Source organism: Ensifer sp. 22460, from assembly GCF_052044935.1.
GTDB lineage: Bacteria > Pseudomonadota > Alphaproteobacteria > Rhizobiales > Rhizobiaceae > Ensifer.
In genome coordinates this window covers 1-21,423 of the sequence record NZ_JBQENZ010000007.1, presented here as the reverse complement: position 1 = coordinate 21,423, position 21,423 = coordinate 1, and the positions used below count along the sequence as shown (strand labels likewise).

The window sequence follows — 21,423 nt, the reverse complement described above, 5'->3', positions numbered from 1 at the left end:
CAGGCAATGGCACAGGCGATTGTGGTACGCGAACTCGGTGGACCGGAGGTCCTGAAACTCGAAGGCGTCACCCTCTCGCCGCCGGGGCCGGGCGAAGTGCAGATCCGCCAGGTTGCCGTTGGCCTCAACTTCATCGACGTCTATTTCCGCACCGGCCTCTATAAATCCGCCTCTGGCCTGCCTTTCGTGCCGGGCAAGGAGGGCGCGGGCATCGTTACGGCGGTTGGCGATGGCGTCAGCCTCTTCTCCGTTGGTGATCGCGTCGCCTATGCCTCGGCCGACGGCGCCTATGCCAGTGAGCGCAATGTCGATGCCTCCCAACTCGTGAAAGTGCCAGACGGCATCACGCTCGAGACCGCAGCGGCGATGATGCTGAAAGGCATGACGGCGCAGTACCTGCTCAACCAGACCTATCAGGTCGGTCCGGGCACGACGATCCTGTTCCATGCGGCCGCCGGCGGCGTCGGTCTGATCGCTGGCCAGTGGGCAAAGGCGCTTGGCGCGACCGTGATCGGCACTGCGGGCTCGCAGGACAAGATCGATCTGGCCCTGGCGCACGGCTACGACCACGTCATCAACTACCGCACCGACAATTTCGTCGCGCGGGTGAAGGAATTGACCGATGGCCGCGGTGTTGATGTCGTCTACGATTCCGTCGGGCGCGATACCTATCCGGCGTCGCTGGACTGCCTGAAGCCGCGCGGTCTGTGGGTCAGCTTCGGCAATTCGTCCGGTCCGGTGGAAGCGTTCAGCATCGGCATTCTGGCGCAGAAGGGATCGCTTTTCGCGACCCGCCCGACACTCTTCGGTTACGTTGCCACGCGGCCTGCGCTGGAAGCGTGTGCAAATTCCCTGTTTGATATTGTGCAAAGCAACAAAGTGCGTATCAATATAAATCAGACTTATCCGCTTGCCGATGCAGGGCGGGCGCATACGGATCTCGAGACAAGAAAAACAAGTGGAACAACACTGCTGATTCCGTGATCGAAGCCTTAAGGCGGACGCGGATCAACAGAGGGGAAAGAGGGCAGCGTGCCTGTTGAGGGAGTAGCGGCGAACGGTCACCTATTGGCTGTGAGCAACCTGACGAAATTGTTTGGCAGCTTCGCGGCCTGCAATGGGATCAATCTGCAGATTGAACAGGGCGAAATCCACGCCCTTCTCGGCGAAAACGGTGCCGGAAAATCGACCCTGGTGAAGATGCTGTTCGGCGTATTGGCGCCGACGGCAGGAGAGATCCTTTGGCAGGGCCAGAGCGTGCGCATCGCCAATCCCGCCGCCGCGCGCAAGCTCGGCATCGGCATGGTTTTCCAGCATTTTTCGCTGTTTGAGGCGCTGACCGTCGCCGAAAACATTGCGCTCTCCATGGATGCGAATATCTCGCTCGCGAAGGTGGCGGAAGAAGCTTCGCGCCTGTCGCATGCCTACGGCTTGCCGCTCGACCCCAAGGCGCATGTTGCCGATCTTTCCGTGGGCGAGCGCCAGCGGGTCGAGATCGTGCGGGCGCTGCTGCAGAACCCGCGCCTCATCATTCTCGACGAGCCGACTTCGGTTCTGACGCCGCAGGAAGCCGATCGCCTGTTCGAAACGCTCTACAAGCTGAAGGCGGAGGGCCGCTCGGTTCTCTATATCAGCCACCGACTCGAGGAAGTTCAGCGCATCTGCGACCGCGCGACGGTGCTGCGTCACGGCAAGGTGACCGGCGCCTGCGACCCGAAGGCGGAGACCCCGTCGTCGCTGGCGCGCATGATGGTTGGAAGTGACGTCGCGGCCGTGACGGCCGAAGGCACGAGCGCCAAGGGCCAGGTGCAGCTCGAGGCGCGGCATCTGACGGTTCCGGCCCGCACACCCTTTGCCGTTTCGCTGAAGAACATCTGTCTCAAGGTCCACGCCGGCGAGGTGCTGGCAATCGCCGGTGTCGCCGGCAATGGCCAGGGCGAACTCTTCGATGCGCTGTCGGGCGAGTATCCGGTCGTTGACGAGAATGCCGTACAGATCCGGCAGAAGCCGGTCGGCAACAGGAACATCAATGCCCGCCGCCTGATGGGCGCGGGCTTCGTTCCCGAAGAGCGCCACGGCCATGCCGCCGTATCGGCGCTGCCGCTCTCGGACAATCTCGTGCTTGCCCGCAGCCGTTCGGACGCCAAGGCATTCCTTGGTGGCGGTTTCCTCAAGATCATCCGCCGCGATGCGGTGACGAGTGCCACGAAGCGCATTTCCGAGGCGATGGATGTGCGCAAGAGCGGCGAAGACCCGCCGGCGGGCTCGCTGTCGGGCGGCAACCTGCAGAAGTTCATCGTCGGCCGTGAGCTTGATCGGCAGCCGAGCGTGCTGGTCGTCAATCAGCCGACCTGGGGTGTCGATGCCGGCGCCGCCAGCCGCATTCGCCAGGCGCTCGTTGACCTTGCCAAGGCGGGCTCGGCTGTTCTCGTCATCAGCCAGGATCTGGACGAGATCTTCGAGGTGGCGACGGAAATCGCCGTCATCAGCGACGGGCGGCTCTCCGATCCCTATCCGGCGAAAGAACTCTCGCGCGAAAAGATCGGCCTGCTGATGGGCGGCATGTACGGCAAGACGGAAGGCACGGAGGCCGCACATGCGCATTGAACTGGAAAAGCGCGCCAAGGTCTCGACGCTGTTTTCGATCCTGTCGCCGTTCATCGCCTTCCTGCTGACGATTGTCTTCGGCGGCATCATGTTCGCGCTGCTCGGCAAGAACCCGGTGATGGCGCTCTACAGCTTCTTCGTCGAACCGTTGAGCGAGGTCTGGTCGCTGCACGAACTGGCGATCAAGGCAGCCCCCCTGATCCTGATCGGCGTCGGGCTTTCGGTCTGCTTCCGCTCCAACAACTGGAACATCGGTGCCGAGGGCCAGTTCATCATGGGCGCCATCGCCGGTTCGATCCTGCCGGTGGTCTTCTACGACTGGCAGTCGCCGCTGGTGCTGCCGCTGATGATGCTAATGGGCATGCTCGGCGGCGCTTTGTTTGCGGCAATTCCCGCCTTCCTCAAGGCGCATATGAACACCAATGAAATCCTGACGAGCCTGATGCTGGTCTATGTCGCTCAGCTCTTTCTCGACTGGCTGGTGCGTGGCCCCTGGCGCAACCCGGGTGGGATGAATTTTCCGGAGACGCGCACTTTCGCCGTCGATGCGATCCTGCCGGAGATGATCGCCTCGGGACGGACCCATTGGGGCTTCGCTTTCGCCATCATCGCGGCAGTCCTCATCTGGTTCATGATGCGCTACACGCTGAAGGGCTTCGAGATTTCCGTTCTCGGCCAGTCGGAGCGGGCAGGGCGCTTTGCGGGTTTCTCGTCGCGCCGCATGATCTGGTTCTCGATGCTGCTTTCCGGCGCCTTGGCTGGGCTCGCCGGCATATCCGAGGTCAGCGGTGCGATCCAGCAGCTGCGCCCGGTCATCTCGCCCGGCTACGGCTTCACCGCGATCATCGTCGCCTTCCTTGGTCGCCTCAATCCGCTCGGCATTGTGGCCGCCGGCCTGGTGCTCGCCTTGACCTATCTCGGCGGTGAAGCGGCGCAGCTTTCGATCGGCGTTTCCGAAAAGGTGACGCGCGTCTTCCAGGGATTGCTGCTCTTCTTCGTGCTCTCCTGCGACACCCTCATCCACTACCGCATCAAACTGGTCTTCGACCGGCTGACCGCGACAAACACCGAGGTGAGCCGCTGATGGGTATTGTCGAAGCGATCCTCTTGAGTGTCATCACCGCCGCGACCCCGCTGGTGCTCGCCGCGATCGGCGAACTGGTGACGGAACGCTCAGGCGTTCTCAACCTCGGCGTCGAAGGCATGATGATCATGGGGGCGGTCTCCGCCTTCGCGATCACCCAGATTACCGGCTCGCCCTATCTGGGCATGCTTGCAGGTGTTGCCTGCGGCGCGATCTTCTCGCAGCTCTTCGCTTTCCTGACGTTGACGCTCGTGGCAAACCAGGTGGCGACCGGCCTTGCCCTGACGCTGCTCGGGATCGGCGTTTCCGGCATGATGGGCGAGAGTTTCCTCGGCCTTCAGGGCATCAAGCTGCAGCCGATCACGATACCGCTTCTGGCGGACATTCCGGTTATCGGTCCGCTGCTGTTCCGACAGGACATCATCTTTTATCTATCGATTGCGATTGTCGCCGGCGTGCACTGGTTCCTGTTTCGCAGCCGCGCCGGTCTCAAGCTCAGGGCTGTCGGCGACAGCCACGCTTCCGCGCACGCGCTCGGCGTCGACGTCATCCGCACCCGTTATCTGGCCGTCATGTTCGGCGGCGCTTGCGCCGGCCTCGCCGGTGCGCAGCTGTCGCTCGTCTACACGCCGCAATGGGTGGAAAACATGTCGGCGGGGCGCGGCTGGATCGCGCTGGCGCTGGTGGTCTTTTCTTCCTGGCGGCCCTGGCGGCTGGTGGCCGGCGGTTATCTCTTCGGTGCGGTCTCGATCAGCCAGCTGCATGCGCAGGCCTTCGGTCTGGGTATTCCCTCACAGCTCCTTTCATCGCTTCCCTATGTGGCGACGATCGTCGTGCTCATTCTCATTTCGCACAACCGTCGCATGACCTTGATCAATACACCGGCATCGCTCGGCAAACCGTTCGTGCCGGACCGCTGATTTCAAGAATTTCAGACAAACGTTTCTCAAACCGACAGGGGTAAAAAAAATGAAGAAACTACTGCTCGCTCTCGCAAGCACCGCGGCGGTGATCGGCTTCGCCACGGGTGCCAGCGCTCAGGAAAAGGCCAAGGTCTGCTTCGTCTACGTCGGTGCCAAGACCGATGGCGGCTGGACCCAGGCGCACGACATCGGCCGTCAGGAGCTGGAAAAGCAACTCGGTGACAAGATCGAGACCCAGTATCTTGAAAGCGTGCCGGAAGGCCCCGATGCGGAGCGCGCAATCGAGCGCCTGGCACGCTCGGGTTGCGGCCTGATCTTCACGACGTCGTTCGGCTTCATGGATGCGACCATCAAGATCGCGCAGAAGTTCCCGGACGTGAAGTTCGAACATGCCACCGGCTACAAGACCGCGCCGAACGTCGCGACCTACAACAGCCGCTTCTATGAAGGCCGCTACATCCAGGGCCAGATCGCCGCCAAGATGTCGCAGAAGGGCGTCGCCGGCTACATCGCATCCTTCCCGATCCCGGAAGTGGTGATGGGCATCAACTCCTTCGTCATCGGCGCGCGCTCGGTAAACCCCGACTTCAAGATCAAGGTCGTATGGGCAAACACCTGGTTTGACCCCGGCAAGGAAGCCGACGCCGCCAAGGCGCTGGTTGACCAGGGCGTCGATATCCTGACGCAGCACACCGACACGACGGCTCCGATGCAGGTTGCCGCCGAACGTGGCATCAAGGCGTTCGGCCAGGCTTCCGACATGATCAAGGCTGGCCCGGAGACGCAGCTGACGGCCATTGTCGACACCTGGGGCGCCTATTACATCAAACGCACGCAGGCTTTCCTCGACGGCAAGTGGGAAACGACATCGAGCTGGGACGGCCTGAAGGACGGCATCCTGACGATGGCGCCCTACACCAACATGCCTGATGACGTGAAGAAGCTGGCCGAGGAAACCGAAGCCAAGATCAAGTCGGGCGAGCTCAAGCCCTTCACCGGCCCGCTGAAGAAGCAGGACGGCAGCGAATGGCTCGCAGCCGGTGCAACGTCTGATGACGGCACCCTGCTCGGCATGAACTTCTACGTCGAGGGCGTCGACGACCAGCTGCCGAAGTAAGCGGCTGCACAGAAGTGAAGTTGTGCAAACCCCGCCGCGTGGCGGGGTTTGTTCGTTTCAGAATGGGGTATGGCAAGCCTGTGCGGCTACGATCGGACATCGTTTGCCAACGCCGATTTCGCTTGTCTTTCCGGGGGCTTTCCGGAATCGGTCGATCAAACTACACTCGTTTGCGCAAGTTTGGGCAAACGTCGGCGGCGCTTCGCAGCACCGATATCCGTGTGTCGGCAAAGTCAGGCAGGGGAGTGCCTGGAGGAGATGGATTGAACAGGAGTTTGCTGGAAACCGTTGTGTCCGGCTCGCGCAAACGCACGAGCCATGCGCATGTCGTCGATCAACTTGGAAAGGCGATCATATCCGGCGAGTTTCCTGTGGGCTCGATCCTTCCAGGAGATCCGGAGCTCGCCGCGCGCTTCAAGGTGTCGCGAACAGTACTGCGCGAGTCCATGAAGACGCTTGCCGCCAAGGGGCTGGTCGTGCCCCGTGCCCGCATCGGCACGCGCGTAACGCCGCGCAACGACTGGAACCTGTTCGACAGCGATATCCTGACCTGGCATTTCGAGTGCGGGGTCGATGAAGATTTTCTCTACCACCTGAGTGAAGTGCGCCTCGCCTTCGAACCCCATGCAGCCGCCCTGGCCGCGCGAAACGCTTCGGAAGCGGAAATCAGCCGTATGATGCGGCTCGCCGTTGCCATGGGCGAAGAGGGACACACGGCAGAGAGCCTTGCCGTGGCGGATCTGAAATTTCACCTGGCGGTCGCCGAAGCCTCCGGAAACCCGTTCATGCGGACGGTCGGCGGGCTGATTGAAGCGGCGCTGGTTGGCGTCTTCAAGCTGAGCTCGCCTGTCGCCGAAAGGGGCGGCATCGACGAGGTCGCCCGCAACCATATCCGCATCGTTGAGGAAATCGGCCGGCGCGACGAAGTCGGCGCCCGGCTCGCGATGGAGAATGTGATCAAGATCGGTCGCGAGCGGGTCCGCAGCGCCTTGCATAACCGCGCCTGAGTTCAGCTTCTCCGGGATTGTTCGAAATCCCGCTATTGATGATCTCCAATGTTCAGCAGATCGCATAGATTTCAATGCTTGCGCTTGCTCAGATCGCCCGCTGGCCTTATCTGGTGATTGGTCGTTCCCAGCGGAGCGGCTTTCGTCAACGGTGATCTGGAGACCATGTCCGAATTTTTTGTCATTTTCGTCCTGCTTTTGATTAATGCATTTTTTGCTCTCTCGGAAATGGCAATCGTCTCGGCAAGCAAGCCAATGCTTCGCCAGATGGCAAAACAGGGAAACACTCGCGCCGAGGTGGCGCTGCGGCTGGCGGAAGATCCCGGTAAATTCCTTTCCACGGTACAGGTCGGCATTACGCTGGTCGGCACGCTGGCCGGCGCCTATGGCGGTGCGACTATCGCTGCCAAGATCGCACCGACCCTCGATGAAATCGCCTGGATTCATCCCTACGGAAATACGGTCGCCGTCGCGCTCGTCGTCACCCTGATTACGTTCCTCTCGGTCGTGATCGGCGAGCTTATCCCGAAGCAACTGGCACTGAAGAATTCCGAAGCGCTGGCGATGTTCGTCGCGCGCCCGATGCATCTTCTGTCGCGGATCGCGGCTCCGATCGTCTATCTGTTCGAAACGGCCGCATCGGTCGCCATGCGCCTCCTCGGCATGCGTCCGGATGATCCGGACCATGTAACGGAGGAGGAAGTCCACGCGATCATGGCCGAGGGTGTCGAAAGCGGCGCGATCGAGAAGTCGGAGCACGAGATGCTCCGCCGCATCATCCGGCTTGGCGACCGCAACGTGAAGTCGATTATGACCCACCGGACCGAGGTGAGCTTCATCGACGTTAACGACAGTCTGGAGACGGTGGGCCGCAAGATCGGCCAATTCAACCATTCCCGTTATCCGGTGGTCGATGGACCGAGCGGCGACGTGCTTGGCGCAGTCCTGGCGAAGGAGGTCCTGAACGCCCCGACCTCCAGTCCGTTCGATGTGCGCAGGTACATAAAGGAAATCCACACCTTGCCGGAGACGGCTTCCTGCCTGAAGGCACTGGAAGCCTTCAAGTCGTCGAGCATCAATTTGGCGATGATCGTCGACGAATATGGCAGCACCGAAGGCATCATCACCATCGCCGATATCCTCGAAGCGATCGTCGGCGTGTTGCCGTCGAACTACGACGACATCGAACACGCGCTGATCCGTGTGCGTGAGGATGGCAGCTACCTCGTCGACGGCCGCACGCCGATCGACGAAATTCACCTGACGATCGGCATCGAAGGCATCGATGCCGACGGTAACTTCGAGACGATCGCCGGTTTCCTGGTACAGCAGCTGCGCAAGACGCCGGAGGAGGGCGATATCGCCATCGCTCACGGCTACCGGTTCGAGGTAATAGACATGGATGCACGCCGGATCGACAAGATCCTGGTCAGCCGAAGCGACGAAGCGGCTAACTGATACAGTCCATGAAACGTGTCGAGGGGGCCGGGGACGCAGTTGCTCTCGGCGCGAGGCGGTAGCGTCGCTATGGACTGCCTCACCCGCCGCAAATGCAAAAGGCCGGGCTAAACCCGACCTTTTTCCAGATCACCGCGGGTCCGCTAGTACATCCGTAGTCGGAGGTCCTCGGCGATGATCAAGTAGCTTCCTTGTACAGAGCTATGATGTCGGCGCCATGACACCAGCCACGGCTCCGGAAGAAATGAGTCCGCCCAGTATCGGCGACGCTTCGCCCGCAGTCCGCGGATGCCAGCAGAATTGATGCGCGGTTCAGCGAAGCCTGAGGATATCGCAGGATGCGCCCTGGGGTGCTTCTGCAGCGTGCGGCCGGCGCACGATCAGGCAGTCGGACTGGGCAAAGACTTTCATCATCGACGAGTCCTGCCGCGAGAACGGATGGGCAATAAGGTCACCATCCTCACCCTTAGTGAGCCGCGCGCGCACATAGTCCTGCCTGATGTCGTTGGCGGGCAAGGCGCTTGCAAGTTTCGCCGTCGTCATGCGTTCGCGGAACGGTAGCTGTGCGAGCTTGCGTGTCAGCGGCTCCAGGAACAGCAGCGCGCAAACGAGGCTCGAGACTGGGTTGCCGGGGAGGCCGAGCACGGTCGTACCTCCGAGCTTGCCTACCATCAGCGGCTTTCCCGGCCGCATGGCGATGCGCCAGAAGTCGAGCGTCATGCCGCAGGAAAGTAGAGTTGCCTGAACCAGGTCATGGTCGCCGACCGACGCGCCGCCGAGCGTGACAAGCACGTCGACATCGGCAGCTTGAGCCCGCGCGACCTCGGCGGCGATCGCCTGCTGGTCGTCGGCGACAATGCCAAGGTCGATGACCTCCGCGCCATTGTCGCGCGCGATTGCCGCGACGCCGAAGCTGTTCGAGGCGATGATCTGGTCCGGCCCCGGCTTGCTCCCCGGAGGCAGAAGCTCGTCGCCGGTCGCAAGGATCGCGATCTTCGGCCGCTTGAAAACGGGGAGATTCTCGTGGTTCATGCCGGCGGCCAGTGTCAGCCGCCCGGCATCGAGTACGTCGCCAGCCGATAGCGCCGTTTCGTCCCGAGCGAAGTCCTGTCCGGCCAAGCGGATGTGGCGGCCCTTGCCGGGCACGAACTTGGTGCGGATCCGGTCTTCCGGCCGGCGCTCGGTATCTTCCTGGATGATGACCGTATCGGCACCGGCAGGCAGGGGTGCTCCGGTGAAGATGCGGACGGCCTCTCCAGGCCCCACCTCTCCCTTGAAGCCATGGCCGGCAGCCGATTGGCCGATCACAATAAGTTCCGCGCCAACGGTCTCGATATCCTGATGGCGAACCGCATAGCCGTCCATTGCCGAATTGTCGAAGGCGGGATGAGTGACGAGTGCCGAGATATCCTCGGCAAGGACGCGGCCGACAGCGTCGTGAAGATCGACACGCTCTGCCAGTGGTCTCGGGGTTGCGCTGTCGAGAATTCGGTCGAGCGCATCTTCGACGGACAGCAGCGACATGACTTCAGTTCCCTTCGCGCCGAAAGTCGCCGGACCGACCGCCGGACTTGCTGACCACCCGGATCCCGCCGATCTCCATCTCGCGGTCTGCGGCCTTCGCCATATCGTAGATGGTAAGACACGCGACGCTCACAGCCGTCAACGCTTCCATCTCGACGCCCGTGCGGCCGGTGAGTTTGGCGAGTGCCTCGACCCGGAGGCCGGGAAGCGTGGGGTCGGGCGTGATGTCGACGGCAACCTTCGTCAGCATCAGCGGGTGGCAGAGCGGGATGAGATTGGCGGTTTGCTTGGCGGCCATGATGCCGGCGAGCCGCGCCGTGCCGATGACGTCGCCCTTCTTCGCATCGCCTTCGAGAATGAGCGTCAGCGTTTCCGCCTTCATGCGCACATGGCCCTCGGCGACCGCAATGCGCACCGTCTCGGCCTTGTCGCCGACATCCACCATGTTCGCTTCGCCGCTGCCACCAAGATGCGTGAGCGTCGGGTTACCCATCACTCGGCCGCCAACGTGTTTGCAGCGCCGGTCAGCAGGGTACGCGTTGCCGCTTCCACATCGCTCTTGCGCATCAGGCTTTCGCCGACGAGGAAGGTGGTGATGCCGCTCTTTTCCAGGCGCTGGCAATCCTCATGGGTGAAGATGCCGCTTTCACCGACCAGCAGCCGGTCGGAAGGGACCATGCCTGCTAGCTGCTCCGAGACGGCGAGGTCGACCTCGAAGGTGCGCAAATTGCGGTTGTTGATGCCGACGAGGGGGGAGGCCAGCTTGAGCGCCCGTTCCATTTCCTCGCCGTCGTGCACTTCGACCAGTACATCCATGCCAAGCTCGAAGGCCGCATCTTCAAGGCGGCGGGCGTCGTCGTCGCTGAGCGAAGCCATGATCAGCAGGATGCAGTCCGCGCCCCAGGCCCGAGCCTCGAACACCTGGTAGCTGTCGAACATGAAGTCCTTGCGCAGTGCCGGCAGGCCGCAGGCCGCGCGTGCGGCTTCCAGGAAGGCCGGTGCACCTTGAAAGCTCGGCGCATCCGTGAGTACCGAGAGACAGGCGGCACCACCCGCTTCGTAGGCCCTGGCAAGCGCCGGCGGGTCGAAGTCCGGGCGAATGAGCCCCTTGGATGGGCTTGCCTTCTTGATCTCCGCGATCAGCCCGAATGTGCCGGCCGACTGGCGCGCGGTGAGCGCCGAGTGAAAACCACGCGGCGCAGACTGTTCGGCGATACGCGCCTTGAGTTCGGAAAGCGGCGTCTGTGCTTTCGCGGCTGCGATCTCGTCGCGCTTGTAGGCTTCGATCTTGCGCAGGATATCCGTCATCGTTGCCGATCCTTCTTCAGGCTGCGTTCGAAACGCTGATCAGGCGCTGCAGCGCCATCTTGGCGCCGCCGCTCGAAAGCGACTGGCGGGCGAGTGCCATACCCTCGCCGAGGTCTTTCGCCCGTCCGGCTATCATCAGCGATGCCGCTGCATTGGCAAGGGAAATGTCCCGATAGGGGTTCTCGGCGCCATCGAGCACGGCCTGGAGCGCAATGGCATTGTGCGCGCCGTCGCCACCCTTCAGTACATCGAGCGTCACGGTCGGAAGGCCGAAATCGGCCGGCGTCAGCGTGAAAGTCGAGATCTTGCCGTCTTCGAGGGCAGCGACCTGCGTCGTCCCGGTCGTGGTGATCTCGTCGAGGCCTTCGCCGTGAACGACCCAGACATTTTTGGAACCGAGATCGCGCAGCACTTCCGCGAGCGGCTGCACCCACTGCGGCGCATAGACGCCGACCAGCTGTCGCTTGACGCCCGCCGGATTGGAGAGCGGGCCGAGCAAGTTGAATATCGTGCGCGTGCCAAGCTCCACCCGCGTTGGGCCGACGTGGCGCATTGCCGAATGATGCTGCTGTGCGAACATGAAGCCGACGCCCGCCTCGCGAATGCACTGCGAGATAGCTTCGGGGCCGATGTCGAGCTTGACGCCGAGGCACGAGAGCGCATCGGCGGTGCCCGACTTCGAGCTCAGCGCCCGGTTGCCGTGCTTGGCAACCGGTACACCGGCGCCGGCGACGATGAGCGAAGCGAGCGTCGAGATGTTGTAGGTGCCGGCGCCGTCGCCGCCGGTTCCGACGATATCGATGGCATCATCAGGTGCATCGACCGGCAGCATGCGGGCACGCATTGCGCCGACCGCGCCGACGATCTCATCGACCGTTTCGCCGCGCACGCGCAGCGCCATCAGGAAGCCACCGATCTGCGATGGCGTCGCGGCCCCCGACATGATGATTTCGAAGGCGGCACGCGCGTCTTCGCGGTTCAGCGCCTCACGGGCGGCCACCTTGGCGACGAATGGCTTCAGATCACTCATCGTTTGTTTCCTCGAAGCCTATCGTTGCGCAATTGCGGTTTCGCCGAGCGTCTGGTTGATCGTCACGCCATAGGCGGCCTGCAGCGTGGCGACCATTTGATCGACAATATCTGCACCGCTGACGCTGGCCAGAGCCTCGATCTGACGGCTATCGTCCTGCAGGGCATCCGTCGGGCCGCCATCCTCGACCGCCGTTACCTGCAAGAGCACCTGTCCCTCGCCACCGATGCCGGCAGCGTTGGTGACAAAACCGTTCGGGCCCGAGAAGGCAGCGACGACAGCCGCCGGGCTAAGGGCGGCGTCCGAAGTGGAGCGCATCAGGCCGGACTTCGTTTCGACGGCGAGGCCGAGTTCATTGGCAATGTCGGCAAGCTTTGCACCCTGCGCGAGACGCTGCTTCAGCTCACCGGCCTTCTTGGCAAGTGCTGCGCGCTGCTGTTCTGCCATCCAGTCGGCGCCGACTTCGTCGCGAGCCTCGTCCAGCGTGCGATCACGCGCGGGGGTAACTTCATCGAGGTCGAACCAGACATAGCCGTCGCGGCCGACATTCACGGGTAGGGTTTCTGCGCCGACATCCGCCTTGAAGACTTCCTGCAGAAGGGCTGCCTGCTCCGGCAGACCGGCAACGTCGTCGCCGTTCTTGTCCTTGCCGGTTGCATCGATCGCATCGATGGTCACCAGCTTCAGCTTGAGCTGGTCGGCCACTTCCTTGATCGGAGCCCCGGAAGCGCGCTCGTCCTCGATCTTGTCATGGAGGCGCATGACTTCTTCGCTCGCCGCGGAAAGCGCGATGTCCTTGCGCAGCTCTTCCTTGACTTCGTCGAAGCTGCGCACCGCTTCCGGCCGGATATTCGTCACGCGGAGAATGACCGGGCCGAAGGCGCCGTCGACAACCGGAGATACGCCGCCGTCTGCGGCAACTGCGAAGGCCGCCTCGGCGACCTTGGCATCGGGCACGCGATCCTTGCTGAATTCGCCGAGAAGAACGTCCGCCGACGTCTTGCCTTCAGCCTTCACCAAATCGTCGAAGCTCGTGCCGGACGAGAGCTTGGCCGCTGCGGCGTCAGCCGCTGCACGCGACGGGAAGGTAAGCTGCTCGATGGTCCGCGTCGCAACGGTGCGGAAGCTCTCCTTGCGCCGGTCATACTCGGTGCGCATCTCATCTTCCGTCACGGCTGCGGTGTCGGCGACGTCGACCGGCTCGAGCTTTACATAGCTGACCTTGCGGTATTCGGGGGCGCGATAGTTTGCCTTGCGGCCATCGTACCAGGGCGTCAACACGTCGTCGCCCGGTGCCTTCACAGCGTCGATATTGGCGTTCGAGAGCAGCAGGTAGTCGACCGTCCGCTTTTCGTGGCGGTAGGCGCCGATCGCGTCGGTCAGGACCTTGGGAGCGGCATAACCGTCCGAGAGGGCATCGACGATCTGCGAACGGATCGCGGTCTGGCTCTGGCTGTTGATGTAGTCCTGTTCGCGCAGGCCGGCGTTGCGCAGAACGCTGGAGAACGTCAGACGGTCGAACTGGCCGTTGACGCTGTGGAACGCCGGATCGTCGGCGATCAGCTTGGCCAGCCGGTCCTGCGACAGCCCGAGGTTCATGTCGTCTGCAAGCTGGTCGAGAGCAGCACCGGCGACGACCTGCGAATAGACCCGCTGTTCGATGCCAAAGGCGCGTGCCTGTTGCGGCGTCAGTCGCGTGCCGAGCTGGCGGGAGGCCTGAGCCAGCATGGTTTCATAGGTAAGCCGGAACTCCGGCGCCTTGACCTTGACGTCGCCGACGACCACCACCGCATCCGATTGGTTCGTCATCGTCAGAGATGAGCCGCCCCACACCATGAACGACAGCACGAGAATGACTAGCAGGCCTTTGACAACCCAGGTCTGGGCGGCAGTTCTCAGGAATTCGAGCATGGGGGCAGAAACCTCGTTGCAATGCGGCGGCCATTGGCCAAAACGAATTCGTTCCTTAAAACAAACGAAACAGGAAATGAAGGGTTGTTTGCCGCAAATTGCGCACGCTCACGGGATCGTTGGTCGATCCCGATCGCCCGGTTTTCAGCGCTTGCTACCGGCGCACTGCGACGCGCGGGTGAGATCGCCGGTCCGCCTGCCAACCCGTCGGGCGCGAGCAGTACAATCCATGTCGGATTCATTAGCCGGCAATCGAAATTTATCTGTCAGATTGTGTCGAATACGCCTTGGAACTGTGGTTCTGTTGCAAGGCAAGGGGCGATTCTGAAGACCCCGCAGGAAGGCATGCCATGCAGTCGACAATCGTGATGGTCAATCTTTTTGGAGCGGTCGCACTGCTGCTCTTCGGCCTGTCGCTCGTCAAGGATGGCGTGACACGCGCCTTCGGTGCGCGCTTGCGCGCCGGTCTCGCGCAAGGAACCAACGGGGCCGTGCGCTCGTTCGCGACCGGCCTTGTGGCGACGCTGGCCCTGCAGAGTTCGACGGCCACCGCCTTGATGACCGCTTCCTTCGTGGAGAAGGGGCTCGTGCGCTCGCGCATGGCGCAGATCGTGCTCCTCGGCGCCAATGTCGGAACCGCCGTGACCGCCTGGATCGTTGCGACCGGCATCGAGTGGCTGTCGCCGCTCGTGATCCTTGTCGGCGTGGTTCTGCACCGTGCCAGCCGTTCGAATGCCCGCCAGGGTCTCGGGGCGGCCCTTGTCGGCATCGGCCTCATGCTGCTGTCGTTGCATCTGCTGGGCTCGGCGACCGAGCCGATGCGTGATTCTCCGGCGCTTGCGGCGTTCCTTGGCATGCTCGACAGCGCCTGGCCCGTCGCGCTCATCATATCTGCCGGGCTTGCCTTCGCTTCATCTTCCAGCCTGGCGGTCGTCATGCTGGTCCTGTCACTTTCGTCCGCGGGCATTCTTACCGTGGGGCTGACGGTGGCGCTCGTGCTTGGCGCGAACCTCGGAGGAGCGATCCCGCCGGTCATGGCGACCCTGGCTTCTGCCCCGTCCGCGCGCCGCGTCACCCTCGGCAATCTCGTTATTCGTGCGGTCGGCTGTTTGATCGCGTTGCCGCTGACCAGCATGAGTGTCGAATTTCTGCAGAGCCTGCCGCTGCCGCGCCAGAACCTGCCCGTCGATGTCCACCTTGCCTTCAATCTCGCCGTCGCGATCCTTGCCTGGCCTTTTGCCGGGCTATTGTCGCAACTGATGGTTCGCTTCATTCCCGATACGGAGACGGAAGAGAGCGGGCCGCGCTATCTCGATGAAAATGCCCTGCACACCCCGGTCATGGCGCTTTCCGGAGCGACCCGGGAGGTGCTGCGTGTGGGCGATCTGGTCGAGATGATGCTGATGCGCGCAGCCAATGCCTTCGAGAACAACGATCTCTCCGATATTCGCGACATCGCCAAGTTCGAAAAACAGGTCGACCAGCTGCAACAGGAAGTGAAGATCTTCCTGTCGCGCTTGGGGCGCGATGGTTTGAGCCAGGAAGACGGCCGGCGCTCGATCGTCATCATCGACTACGCCATCAACCTCGAGCATATGGGCGACATCATCGAGAAGGGGCTCTGCGAGGAGATCGCCAAGAAGGTCAACAACGGTCTGAAGTTCTCGGAGGAGGGCTATCAGGAGCTGAAAAGCCTGTTCAATCTTACGATCGACAATCTTCGTGTTGCCCAATCCATCTTCGTCAGCCGCAATGCCGACCTTGCCCGCCAGCTCATCGAGGTGAAGGTGAGCGTTCGTCACATGGAGAAGCGTTCGGCCGAGCGGCACATCGAGCGGTTGCGCGACGGGCTGGTTCAAAGCCTGCAGACCAGTTCGCTGCATCTCGACATGTTGCGCGATCTCAAGCGCGTCAACGCGCATATCGCGTCCGTCGCCTATCCGATCCTGGAGGAGAGCGGGCTTTTGACCGAAAGCCGTTTGCGGCCCGAACCCTAGTCGTCAGATCTCAAGAGCCGCTGGCGGCGGGCGCCGCGGCCTTTAATTCGTTGCGGATGAAGGCGTCATAGCATTTCGTCAGCACCACTCGGGTGTGGCCGGGTTCAAGGCTCGGCTGATAGAGCGAAAGCAGCATGCGGTTTACGTTGGTGACCGGACAAGTCGGCACCAGCGCGATGTCGAGTGAGCGGATGGCGGCACGGACATTTTCATCCGGCGGTGGCACGGCCCGGAAAGGATCGGCACCGATGGCGACATGTTCCGGAGCGCGGCGATCCATCAGCCACGGAAACGGATTGGTGAAATCGATGTTGAGGATCGTCTCGAAACGCACGCCATTCGCCGTTTCATAGGCGCGCATCGCATCGATGGCTTCGTCTACATTCGTCAACCAGCCGGCCTGGAAATCGAAATCGCTGTAAAGCAGGAAAGACGGCAGCTCGCCGGCATCCGCCAAGGCATCGAATGTGGGGCGATGTGCCGCATAGATATCGCGCAGGCGCTCGGCGCGCAGTGCGAGAATCGGCCGGAGATTGACTGCCCCCATCGTTTTGAGGTTTCGGCTCTCGAGCGGCACATTGTTGACGGCGCCGATCCAGGCGCGAGCGCTCTTTTGAGCAACAGCGGTGGCCGGCGGCAGGGCCGTCGCCAGGGCAAGAATGGCCACTGTGATCGCACGTGGCTTGGGCACGGCACCGCTGACCTCGTCGACAACGATCTTGAGCAGCAAAGGCAGTAGAAAGATAAAGGCCTGGCTGCCGGTGTTCTGGCTTTCGAAAAGAATGCCGGCGAAAACGAAGGCCGCCAGCCAAAGGAACGATTGGTCGAAAACGTCCGCGAGTGCTGATGCAGAGGGGTTCCCGCCAAGCTGTCGCAAGGACCGCACAAAGGATAGAAGGTGCGCCGCGAAAAGCATCAGCGCGAGCAGTCCGGCCGGAATCAGCAGGCCGGCATTGAGCGACACTGCCTGCAGCAGGCGCGGCAAGAGGCTGCCGTCATTGACGGCCAGCAGCGCAAGGATGTCGTCGATATAGGCAGACACCGCGCCCATCGAAATCTCGACCACGCCCAGCACGGCGAAGAACAGCAACGCTGCGGCTACCGCTGATTTGAAGGGGATACGGCCTGCGGCAAATGCCATCAGGCAAAGAACCGTGCCGGCGACAACGCCCGTGATCTTCACGAAAAAGAGAGCGGCCATCGCCCCTGCAACGACGACCACGAGAATACGACGGTCGCGAACATGAACCAATGCCGCTGCCAGCACGTAGAGGAGCTGGCAGACCTGGCGGTTGTAAATGCCGAAGCCGTCGGAGCCGGGGTAGGGGTAGAAATCGCCGGTGTTGAACGGCAGCACCGAGAAGACTAGGAACGGCAGCAGGATCGCATAGGCAAGGAGCGCCGAGCGCTTTTGCACGTCGAAGACGACGAGCGCGATCGCCGGCCCGGTGACGAGCAGCAAACACCAGCTCGCCAGCAACAACGGCTGGCCGTTGGGAAAGATGCCCTGCAGACCCGTGAACAGGTAGTAGCCAAGCGCGCCAACGGGCGTGAAGAAGTCGACTGACGGCACTTGCCCGTCTCGTATGCGGTTGGCGGCATCGAGATAAAGGTAGTGATCCCAGTACATCGGGCCGATCGGTTGCGGAATCGTGATGGAGAGCAGGAGCGCGAGCACGCCGAGGGTGACGACAAGCAAGAACAACGGTGAGCGGATGAAGGTGAGGGCCACGCTCGCCTGTCGTGCCTGTACCTCCAGTTCGGTGCGGCTATGCATTGCGGTATCGTTCCCCCGGGGAGCGATGCACCCGCACTGCTTGCTGACACAGGCTCCGCGCCTTCTTATGCCATCATCCGGTTTTAAGCCGGTTAATGCGACGTGATTGTGAGAATTATGCTTCTCGCAATATCTTGGCGATACCACAGCGCCGAATCGTGCGTGACTTTGTACTTGAGGCGATTTCGATTTAAGAAATTGTGCAGGAGGCGTCGGCCTCGGAAAGACCAAGGAGACTATTGTATGGAACGGACGTGCCTGGCCATCATTCTGGCTGCGGGTGAAAGCACGCGGATGAAATCGTCCATGTCGAAGGTGCTGCATCCGGTCGCCGGCCGGCCGATGATCGCTCATGTCGTCCAGGCGCTGGCAAGCGCTTCGATTTCCGATATAGCCCTGGTGGTCGGTCGTGATGCGGAATCGGTTTCGGCGGCGGCCGATGTCGGCGGCGTGTCACTCTCTTCCTATCTGCAGAAGGAACGGCTGGGCACGGGCCATGCAGTGCTGGCCGCGCGTGATGCCATAGCGAAAGGCTATGACGATCTTCTCGTCGTCTTCGGTGATACGCCGCTGATCACGCCGGAGCCGCTGAAGGCCGCACGTGATGGCCTTGCCGCCGGCAACGACGTGGTGGTGATCGGCTTCGAGGCGGCGGATCCGAGTGGGTATGGACGTCTGATCGTGAAGGACGGTGCCTTGCTCGCCATTCGCGAGCATAAGGATGCGACCGAAGAAGAACGCCGGATCACCTATTGCAACGGTGGACTGATGGCGATCGACGGGCGCAAGGCGCTCGATCTGCTCGGGCGCATCGGCAACGCCAACGTCAAGGGCGAGTATTACCTGACGGATCTCGTCGAGATCGTGCGCGAGATCGGCGGACGGGCGATCGCCGTCGAGGCGCCTGAGGAGGAGCTGACCGGCTGCAATACGCGTGCCGAACTCGCCTTCATCGAGCGGCTCTGGCAGCAGCGGCGGCGCCACGAACTGATGTTGTCGGGCGTATCGATGATCGCACCGGAAACGGTGTTCCTCGCCTGGGATACGGTGCTTGAGCAGGATGTGTTGATCGAGCCGAATGTCGTCTTCGGTCCCGGCGCGCGCGTCGAGAGCGGCGCGATCATCCACGCTTTCTCGCATGTCGAGGGCGCGACGGTCCGGGCAGGGGCGACAGTTGGCCCCTTTGCCCGACTGCGCCCGGGCGCCGATCTTGGCGAAAACTCGAAGGTCGGCAATTTTTGCGAGGTCAAGAAGGCTGAGATCGGCGCCGGCGCCAAGGTCAACCACCTGACCTATATCGGCGACGCCTTCGTCGGCGCGGGTTCGAACATCGGGGCCGGTACCATCACCTGCAACTATGATGGCGTGAACAAGCATGAGACCCGGATCGGCGAAAATGCCTTCATCGGGTCGAATTCGTCGCTGGTCGCGCCGGTGACGATCGGCGATGGGGCTTTGGTTGCCTCGGGCAGCGTGATTACCGAGGACGTTCCGGCAGATGCCGTTGCCTTCGGCCGCGCGCGCCAGGAGATCAAGCCGGGTCGGGCGCGGCTGCTGCGCGAGCGCTACCAGGCTGTGAAGGCGGCCAAGAAAGCTGCGAAAACGGCCGAGTAGATCTACGGCGCCGCGCGCCTAATCGGATGCGCAAAGGTCGCTGTGGCGCTTTGATTGCTGCATGTTTTCTTGCCTGAATCGGCTGCGATTCAAGGAAGCCTGCAGAGCGTTAAATACTGAAACCGAAAGTGAAATCGGGGCGGATTGCCTCGCCTGACAAATGCTTTACCAAGGCAGCGCAACGGGCGGGACATCCGCCCTCATCGGCTGAGGCGCCACGACGGGCGCGGGGACAAATCGGAGACGACTATGTGCGGTATTGTTGGCATCGTTGGCAACCAGCCGGTATCGGAGCGCCTGGTCGATGCGCTGAAGCGCCTCGAATACCGCGGCTATGATTCCGCCGGCGTTGCGACCATCAATGGTGGAGCGTTGGAGCGCCGGCGTGCCGAGGGAAAGCTCGTCAATCTCGAGATCCGGCTTCGCGAAGAGCCGCTCGCCGGCGCGATCGGCATTGCGCACACGCGTTGGGCGACCCATGGTGCGCCGACCGAGCGCAACGCGCATCCGCACTTCACCGACGGTGTCGCCGTCGTCCACAACGGCATCATCGAGAACTTTGCCGATTTGAAGGACGAACTGATCGCTGACGGCGCCAAGTTCGAGACGGACACCGACACCGAGGTCGTGGCCCATCTGCTCTCCAAGTTCCGCCGCGAAGGCCTTGGCCGGCGCGAGGCGATGCATGCGATGCTGAAGCGGGTCACCGGCGCCTATGCGCTCGCCGTGCTCTTTGAGGACGACCCGTCGACGATCATGGCGGCGCGCAACGGTCCGCCGCTGGCGATTGGCCACGGTAAGGGCGAGATGTTCCTCGGCTCCGACGCGATCGCACTTTCGCCCTTCACCAACGAGATCACCTATCTGATCGATGGCGACTGGGCGGTGATCGGCGCAAACGGCGTGCATATCTTCGATCTCGCCGGCAATGCCGTTGATCGCCCGAAGCAGATCTCGTCGGCCGCCGCCTATATGATCGACAAGGGCAACCACCGGCATTTCATGGAGAAGGAGATCTATGAGCAGCCGGAGGTGATCGCGCACGCGCTCAGTCACTACGTCGATTTTGCCGGCAACCGCATCAAGGCACTCGGCGGCACGATCGATTTTGCCAAGGTCCCGAGTCTGGCGATTTCCGCTTGCGGCACGGCCTATCTCGCCGGCCTCGTCGGCAAGTACTGGTTCGAGCGCTATGCCCGCCTGCCGGTGGAAATCGACGTCGCTTCCGAGTTCCGCTATCGCGAAATCCCGTTGTCGGCGCAGTCGGCAGCACTGTTCATCTCGCAATCGGGCGAAACCGCCGACACGCTCGCCTCGCTGCGCTACTGCAAGGAGCTGGGCTTAAAGATCGGCGCCGTCGTCAATACGCGCGAATCGACGATCGCACGCGAGTCCGATGCCGTGTTCCCGATCCTCGCCGGTCCGGAGATCGGTGTCGCCTCCACCAAGGCCTTCACCTGCCAGCTGGCCGTCCTGGCGTCGCTGGCGATCGGCGCCGGACGCGCCCGCGGCACGGTCAGTGCAGACGAGGAGCAGGTGCTGGTTCGCTACCTCTCGGAAATGCCGCGTATCATGGGCCAGGTGTTGAACGCCATCCAGCCGAAGATCGAGCTTCTGTCGCGCGAGCTGTCGAAGTGCCGCGACGTGCTCTATCTCGGGCGCGGCACCAGCTTCCCGCTGGCGATGGAAGGCGCGCTCAAGCTCAAGGAAATCTCCTATATTCACGCCGAAGGTTATGCCGCCGGCGAGCTGAAGCACGGACCGATCGCGCTGATCGACGAAAACATGCCGGTCATCGTCATTGCGCCGCATGACCGCTTCTATGAGAAGACGGTTTCCAACATGCAGGAAGTGGCCGCGCGCGGCGGTCGGATCATCCTGATCACCGATGAGAAGGGGGCTGCCGCCTCGAAGCTCGAAACGATGGCAACGATCGTGCTGCCGAATGTCGACGAGATCATCGCGCCGATGATCTTCTCGCTGCCGATCCAGTTGCTTGCCTACCATACGGCGGTATTCATGGGCACCGACGTCGACCAGCCCCGCAACCTCGCAAAATCGGTGAC

The 21,423-nt window shown here is 62.3% G+C and carries 16 protein-coding genes; 10 read left to right on the top strand and 6 right to left on the bottom strand.

The genetic code is table 11. The features are described 5' to 3' along the window. The first annotated feature begins 6 nt into the window (after positions 1-6). From ACTJKM_RS10340 to ACTJKM_RS10310, 7 genes are all read left to right on the top strand, one after another. Positions 7-984 (top strand): quinone oxidoreductase family protein, encoded by a 978-nt coding sequence (locus ACTJKM_RS10340; protein ID WP_058328173.1) that lies wholly within the window; start codon positions 7-9, stop codon positions 982-984. Between the two features lie 48 nt (positions 985-1,032). Next, positions 1,033-2,607: an ABC transporter ATP-binding protein gene (locus ACTJKM_RS10335; RefSeq protein ID WP_440660312.1), complete on the top strand. Its 1,575-nt coding sequence runs from the start codon at positions 1,033-1,035 to the stop codon at positions 2,605-2,607. Continuing rightward, positions 2,597-3,691, top strand: coding sequence for an ABC transporter permease (locus tag ACTJKM_RS10330; RefSeq protein ID WP_058322454.1), 1,095 nt, complete (start codon positions 2,597-2,599; stop codon positions 3,689-3,691). The genes ACTJKM_RS10335 and ACTJKM_RS10330 overlap by 11 nt, the downstream gene beginning before the upstream one ends. Then, positions 3,691-4,611 carry an ABC transporter permease gene (locus ACTJKM_RS10325; RefSeq protein WP_058328174.1) on the top strand — a complete coding sequence of 307 codons (921 nt, stop codon included), beginning with the start codon at positions 3,691-3,693 and terminating at the stop codon, positions 4,609-4,611. Before ACTJKM_RS10330 ends, ACTJKM_RS10325 begins: the two co-directional genes overlap by 1 nt. Positions 4,612-4,660: 49 nt before the next feature. Next, complete coding sequence (locus ACTJKM_RS10320) at positions 4,661-5,731, top strand: BMP family ABC transporter substrate-binding protein (RefSeq protein ID WP_058328175.1); 1,071 nt, start codon at positions 4,661-4,663, stop codon at positions 5,729-5,731. A gap of 263 nt (positions 5,732-5,994) precedes the next feature. After that, positions 5,995-6,738: a FadR/GntR family transcriptional regulator gene (locus ACTJKM_RS10315; protein ID WP_057255908.1), complete on the top strand. Its 744-nt coding sequence runs from the start codon at positions 5,995-5,997 to the stop codon at positions 6,736-6,738. A 165-nt stretch (positions 6,739-6,903) separates the two neighbouring features. Beyond that, on the top strand, positions 6,904-8,196 hold the full coding sequence (locus ACTJKM_RS10310) for a hemolysin family protein (protein ID WP_058322457.1): 1,293 nt from the start codon (positions 6,904-6,906) through the stop codon (positions 8,194-8,196). A gap of 312 nt (positions 8,197-8,508) precedes the next feature. Here ACTJKM_RS10310 and ACTJKM_RS10305 read toward each other — a convergent pair whose 3' ends face one another. Genes ACTJKM_RS10305 through ACTJKM_RS10285 form a run of 5 tightly spaced genes read right to left on the bottom strand, consistent with a single transcriptional unit; the run spans position 8,509 to position 13,969 of the window. Then, positions 8,509-9,720: a molybdopterin molybdotransferase MoeA gene (locus ACTJKM_RS10305; protein ID WP_113513017.1), complete on the bottom strand. Its 1,212-nt coding sequence runs from the start codon at positions 9,718-9,720 to the stop codon at positions 8,509-8,511. Positions 9,721-9,724: 4 nt separating this feature from the next. Then, positions 9,725-10,213, bottom strand: a complete 489-nt coding sequence (gene moaC, locus ACTJKM_RS10300) for a cyclic pyranopterin monophosphate synthase MoaC (RefSeq protein ID WP_058328177.1) — start codon at positions 10,211-10,213, stop codon at positions 9,725-9,727. Further along, the gene (gene trpC / locus ACTJKM_RS10295) at positions 10,213-11,028 is read right to left on the bottom strand and encodes an indole-3-glycerol phosphate synthase TrpC (protein WP_058328178.1); all 816 of its coding nucleotides are present in this window, start codon (positions 11,026-11,028) and stop codon (positions 10,213-10,215) included. Before trpC ends, moaC begins: the two co-directional genes overlap by 1 nt. 16 nt (positions 11,029-11,044) lie before the next feature. Continuing rightward, positions 11,045-12,058 carry an anthranilate phosphoribosyltransferase gene (gene trpD, locus ACTJKM_RS10290; protein ID WP_058328179.1) on the bottom strand — a complete coding sequence of 338 codons (1,014 nt, stop codon included), beginning with the start codon at positions 12,056-12,058 and terminating at the stop codon, positions 11,045-11,047. A gap of 18 nt (positions 12,059-12,076) precedes the next feature. Then, on the bottom strand, positions 12,077-13,969 hold the full coding sequence (locus tag ACTJKM_RS10285; RefSeq protein WP_057255921.1) for a peptidylprolyl isomerase: 1,893 nt from the start codon (positions 13,967-13,969) through the stop codon (positions 12,077-12,079). Positions 13,970-14,319: 350 nt separating this feature from the next. On the opposite strand from ACTJKM_RS10285, the gene ACTJKM_RS10280 reads away from it, so the two are divergent. Continuing rightward, entirely contained in the window at positions 14,320-15,966 is a 1,647-nt protein-coding gene (locus tag ACTJKM_RS10280; protein WP_058328181.1) for a Na/Pi cotransporter family protein, read from the top strand. A 10-nt stretch (positions 15,967-15,976) separates the two neighbouring features. On the opposite strand, the gene ACTJKM_RS10275 is transcribed toward ACTJKM_RS10280, so the two are convergent. Then, positions 15,977-17,743 (bottom strand): hypothetical protein, encoded by a 1,767-nt coding sequence (locus ACTJKM_RS10275; RefSeq protein ID WP_058328182.1) that lies wholly within the window; start codon positions 17,741-17,743, stop codon positions 15,977-15,979. A 243-nt stretch (positions 17,744-17,986) separates the two neighbouring features. Here ACTJKM_RS10275 and glmU point away from each other — a divergent pair, with 243 nt between their 5' ends. After that, positions 17,987-19,357, top strand: coding sequence for a bifunctional UDP-N-acetylglucosamine diphosphorylase/glucosamine-1-phosphate N-acetyltransferase GlmU (gene glmU, locus ACTJKM_RS10270; RefSeq protein ID WP_058328183.1), 1,371 nt, complete (start codon positions 17,987-17,989; stop codon positions 19,355-19,357). A gap of 249 nt (positions 19,358-19,606) precedes the next feature. Beyond that, the coding region (gene glmS / locus ACTJKM_RS10265; protein ID WP_440660309.1) for a glutamine--fructose-6-phosphate transaminase (isomerizing) at positions 19,607-21,423 on the top strand (1,817 nt) is incomplete at its 3' end.

Coding starts and splice junctions, on each gene's coding strand:
- ACTJKM_RS10340 (WP_058328173.1), top strand. CDS start 7: ATGGCACAGGCGATTGTGGTACGCGAACTCGGTGGACCGGAGGTCCTG.
- ACTJKM_RS10330 (WP_058322454.1), top strand. CDS start 2,597: ATGCGCATTGAACTGGAAAAGCGCGCCAAGGTCTCGACGCTGTTTTCG.
- ACTJKM_RS10325 (WP_058328174.1), top strand. CDS start 3,691: ATGGGTATTGTCGAAGCGATCCTCTTGAGTGTCATCACCGCCGCGACC.
- ACTJKM_RS10320 (WP_058328175.1), top strand. CDS start 4,661: ATGAAGAAACTACTGCTCGCTCTCGCAAGCACCGCGGCGGTGATCGGC.
- ACTJKM_RS10310 (WP_058322457.1), top strand. CDS start 6,904: ATGTCCGAATTTTTTGTCATTTTCGTCCTGCTTTTGATTAATGCATTT.
- ACTJKM_RS10305 (WP_113513017.1), bottom strand. CDS start 9,720: ATGTCGCTGCTGTCCGTCGAAGATGCGCTCGACCGAATTCTCGACAGC.
- moaC (WP_058328177.1), bottom strand. CDS start 10,213: ATGGGTAACCCGACGCTCACGCATCTTGGTGGCAGCGGCGAAGCGAAC.
- trpC (WP_058328178.1), bottom strand. CDS start 11,028: ATGACGGATATCCTGCGCAAGATCGAAGCCTACAAGCGCGACGAGATC.
- trpD (WP_058328179.1), bottom strand. CDS start 12,058: ATGAGTGATCTGAAGCCATTCGTCGCCAAGGTGGCCGCCCGTGAGGCG.
- ACTJKM_RS10285 (WP_057255921.1), bottom strand. CDS start 13,969: ATGCTCGAATTCCTGAGAACTGCCGCCCAGACCTGGGTTGTCAAAGGC.
- ACTJKM_RS10280 (WP_058328181.1), top strand. CDS start 14,320: ATGCAGTCGACAATCGTGATGGTCAATCTTTTTGGAGCGGTCGCACTG.
- ACTJKM_RS10275 (WP_058328182.1), bottom strand. CDS start 17,743: ATGCATAGCCGCACCGAACTGGAGGTACAGGCACGACAGGCGAGCGTG.
- glmU (WP_058328183.1), top strand. CDS start 17,987: ATGGAACGGACGTGCCTGGCCATCATTCTGGCTGCGGGTGAAAGCACG.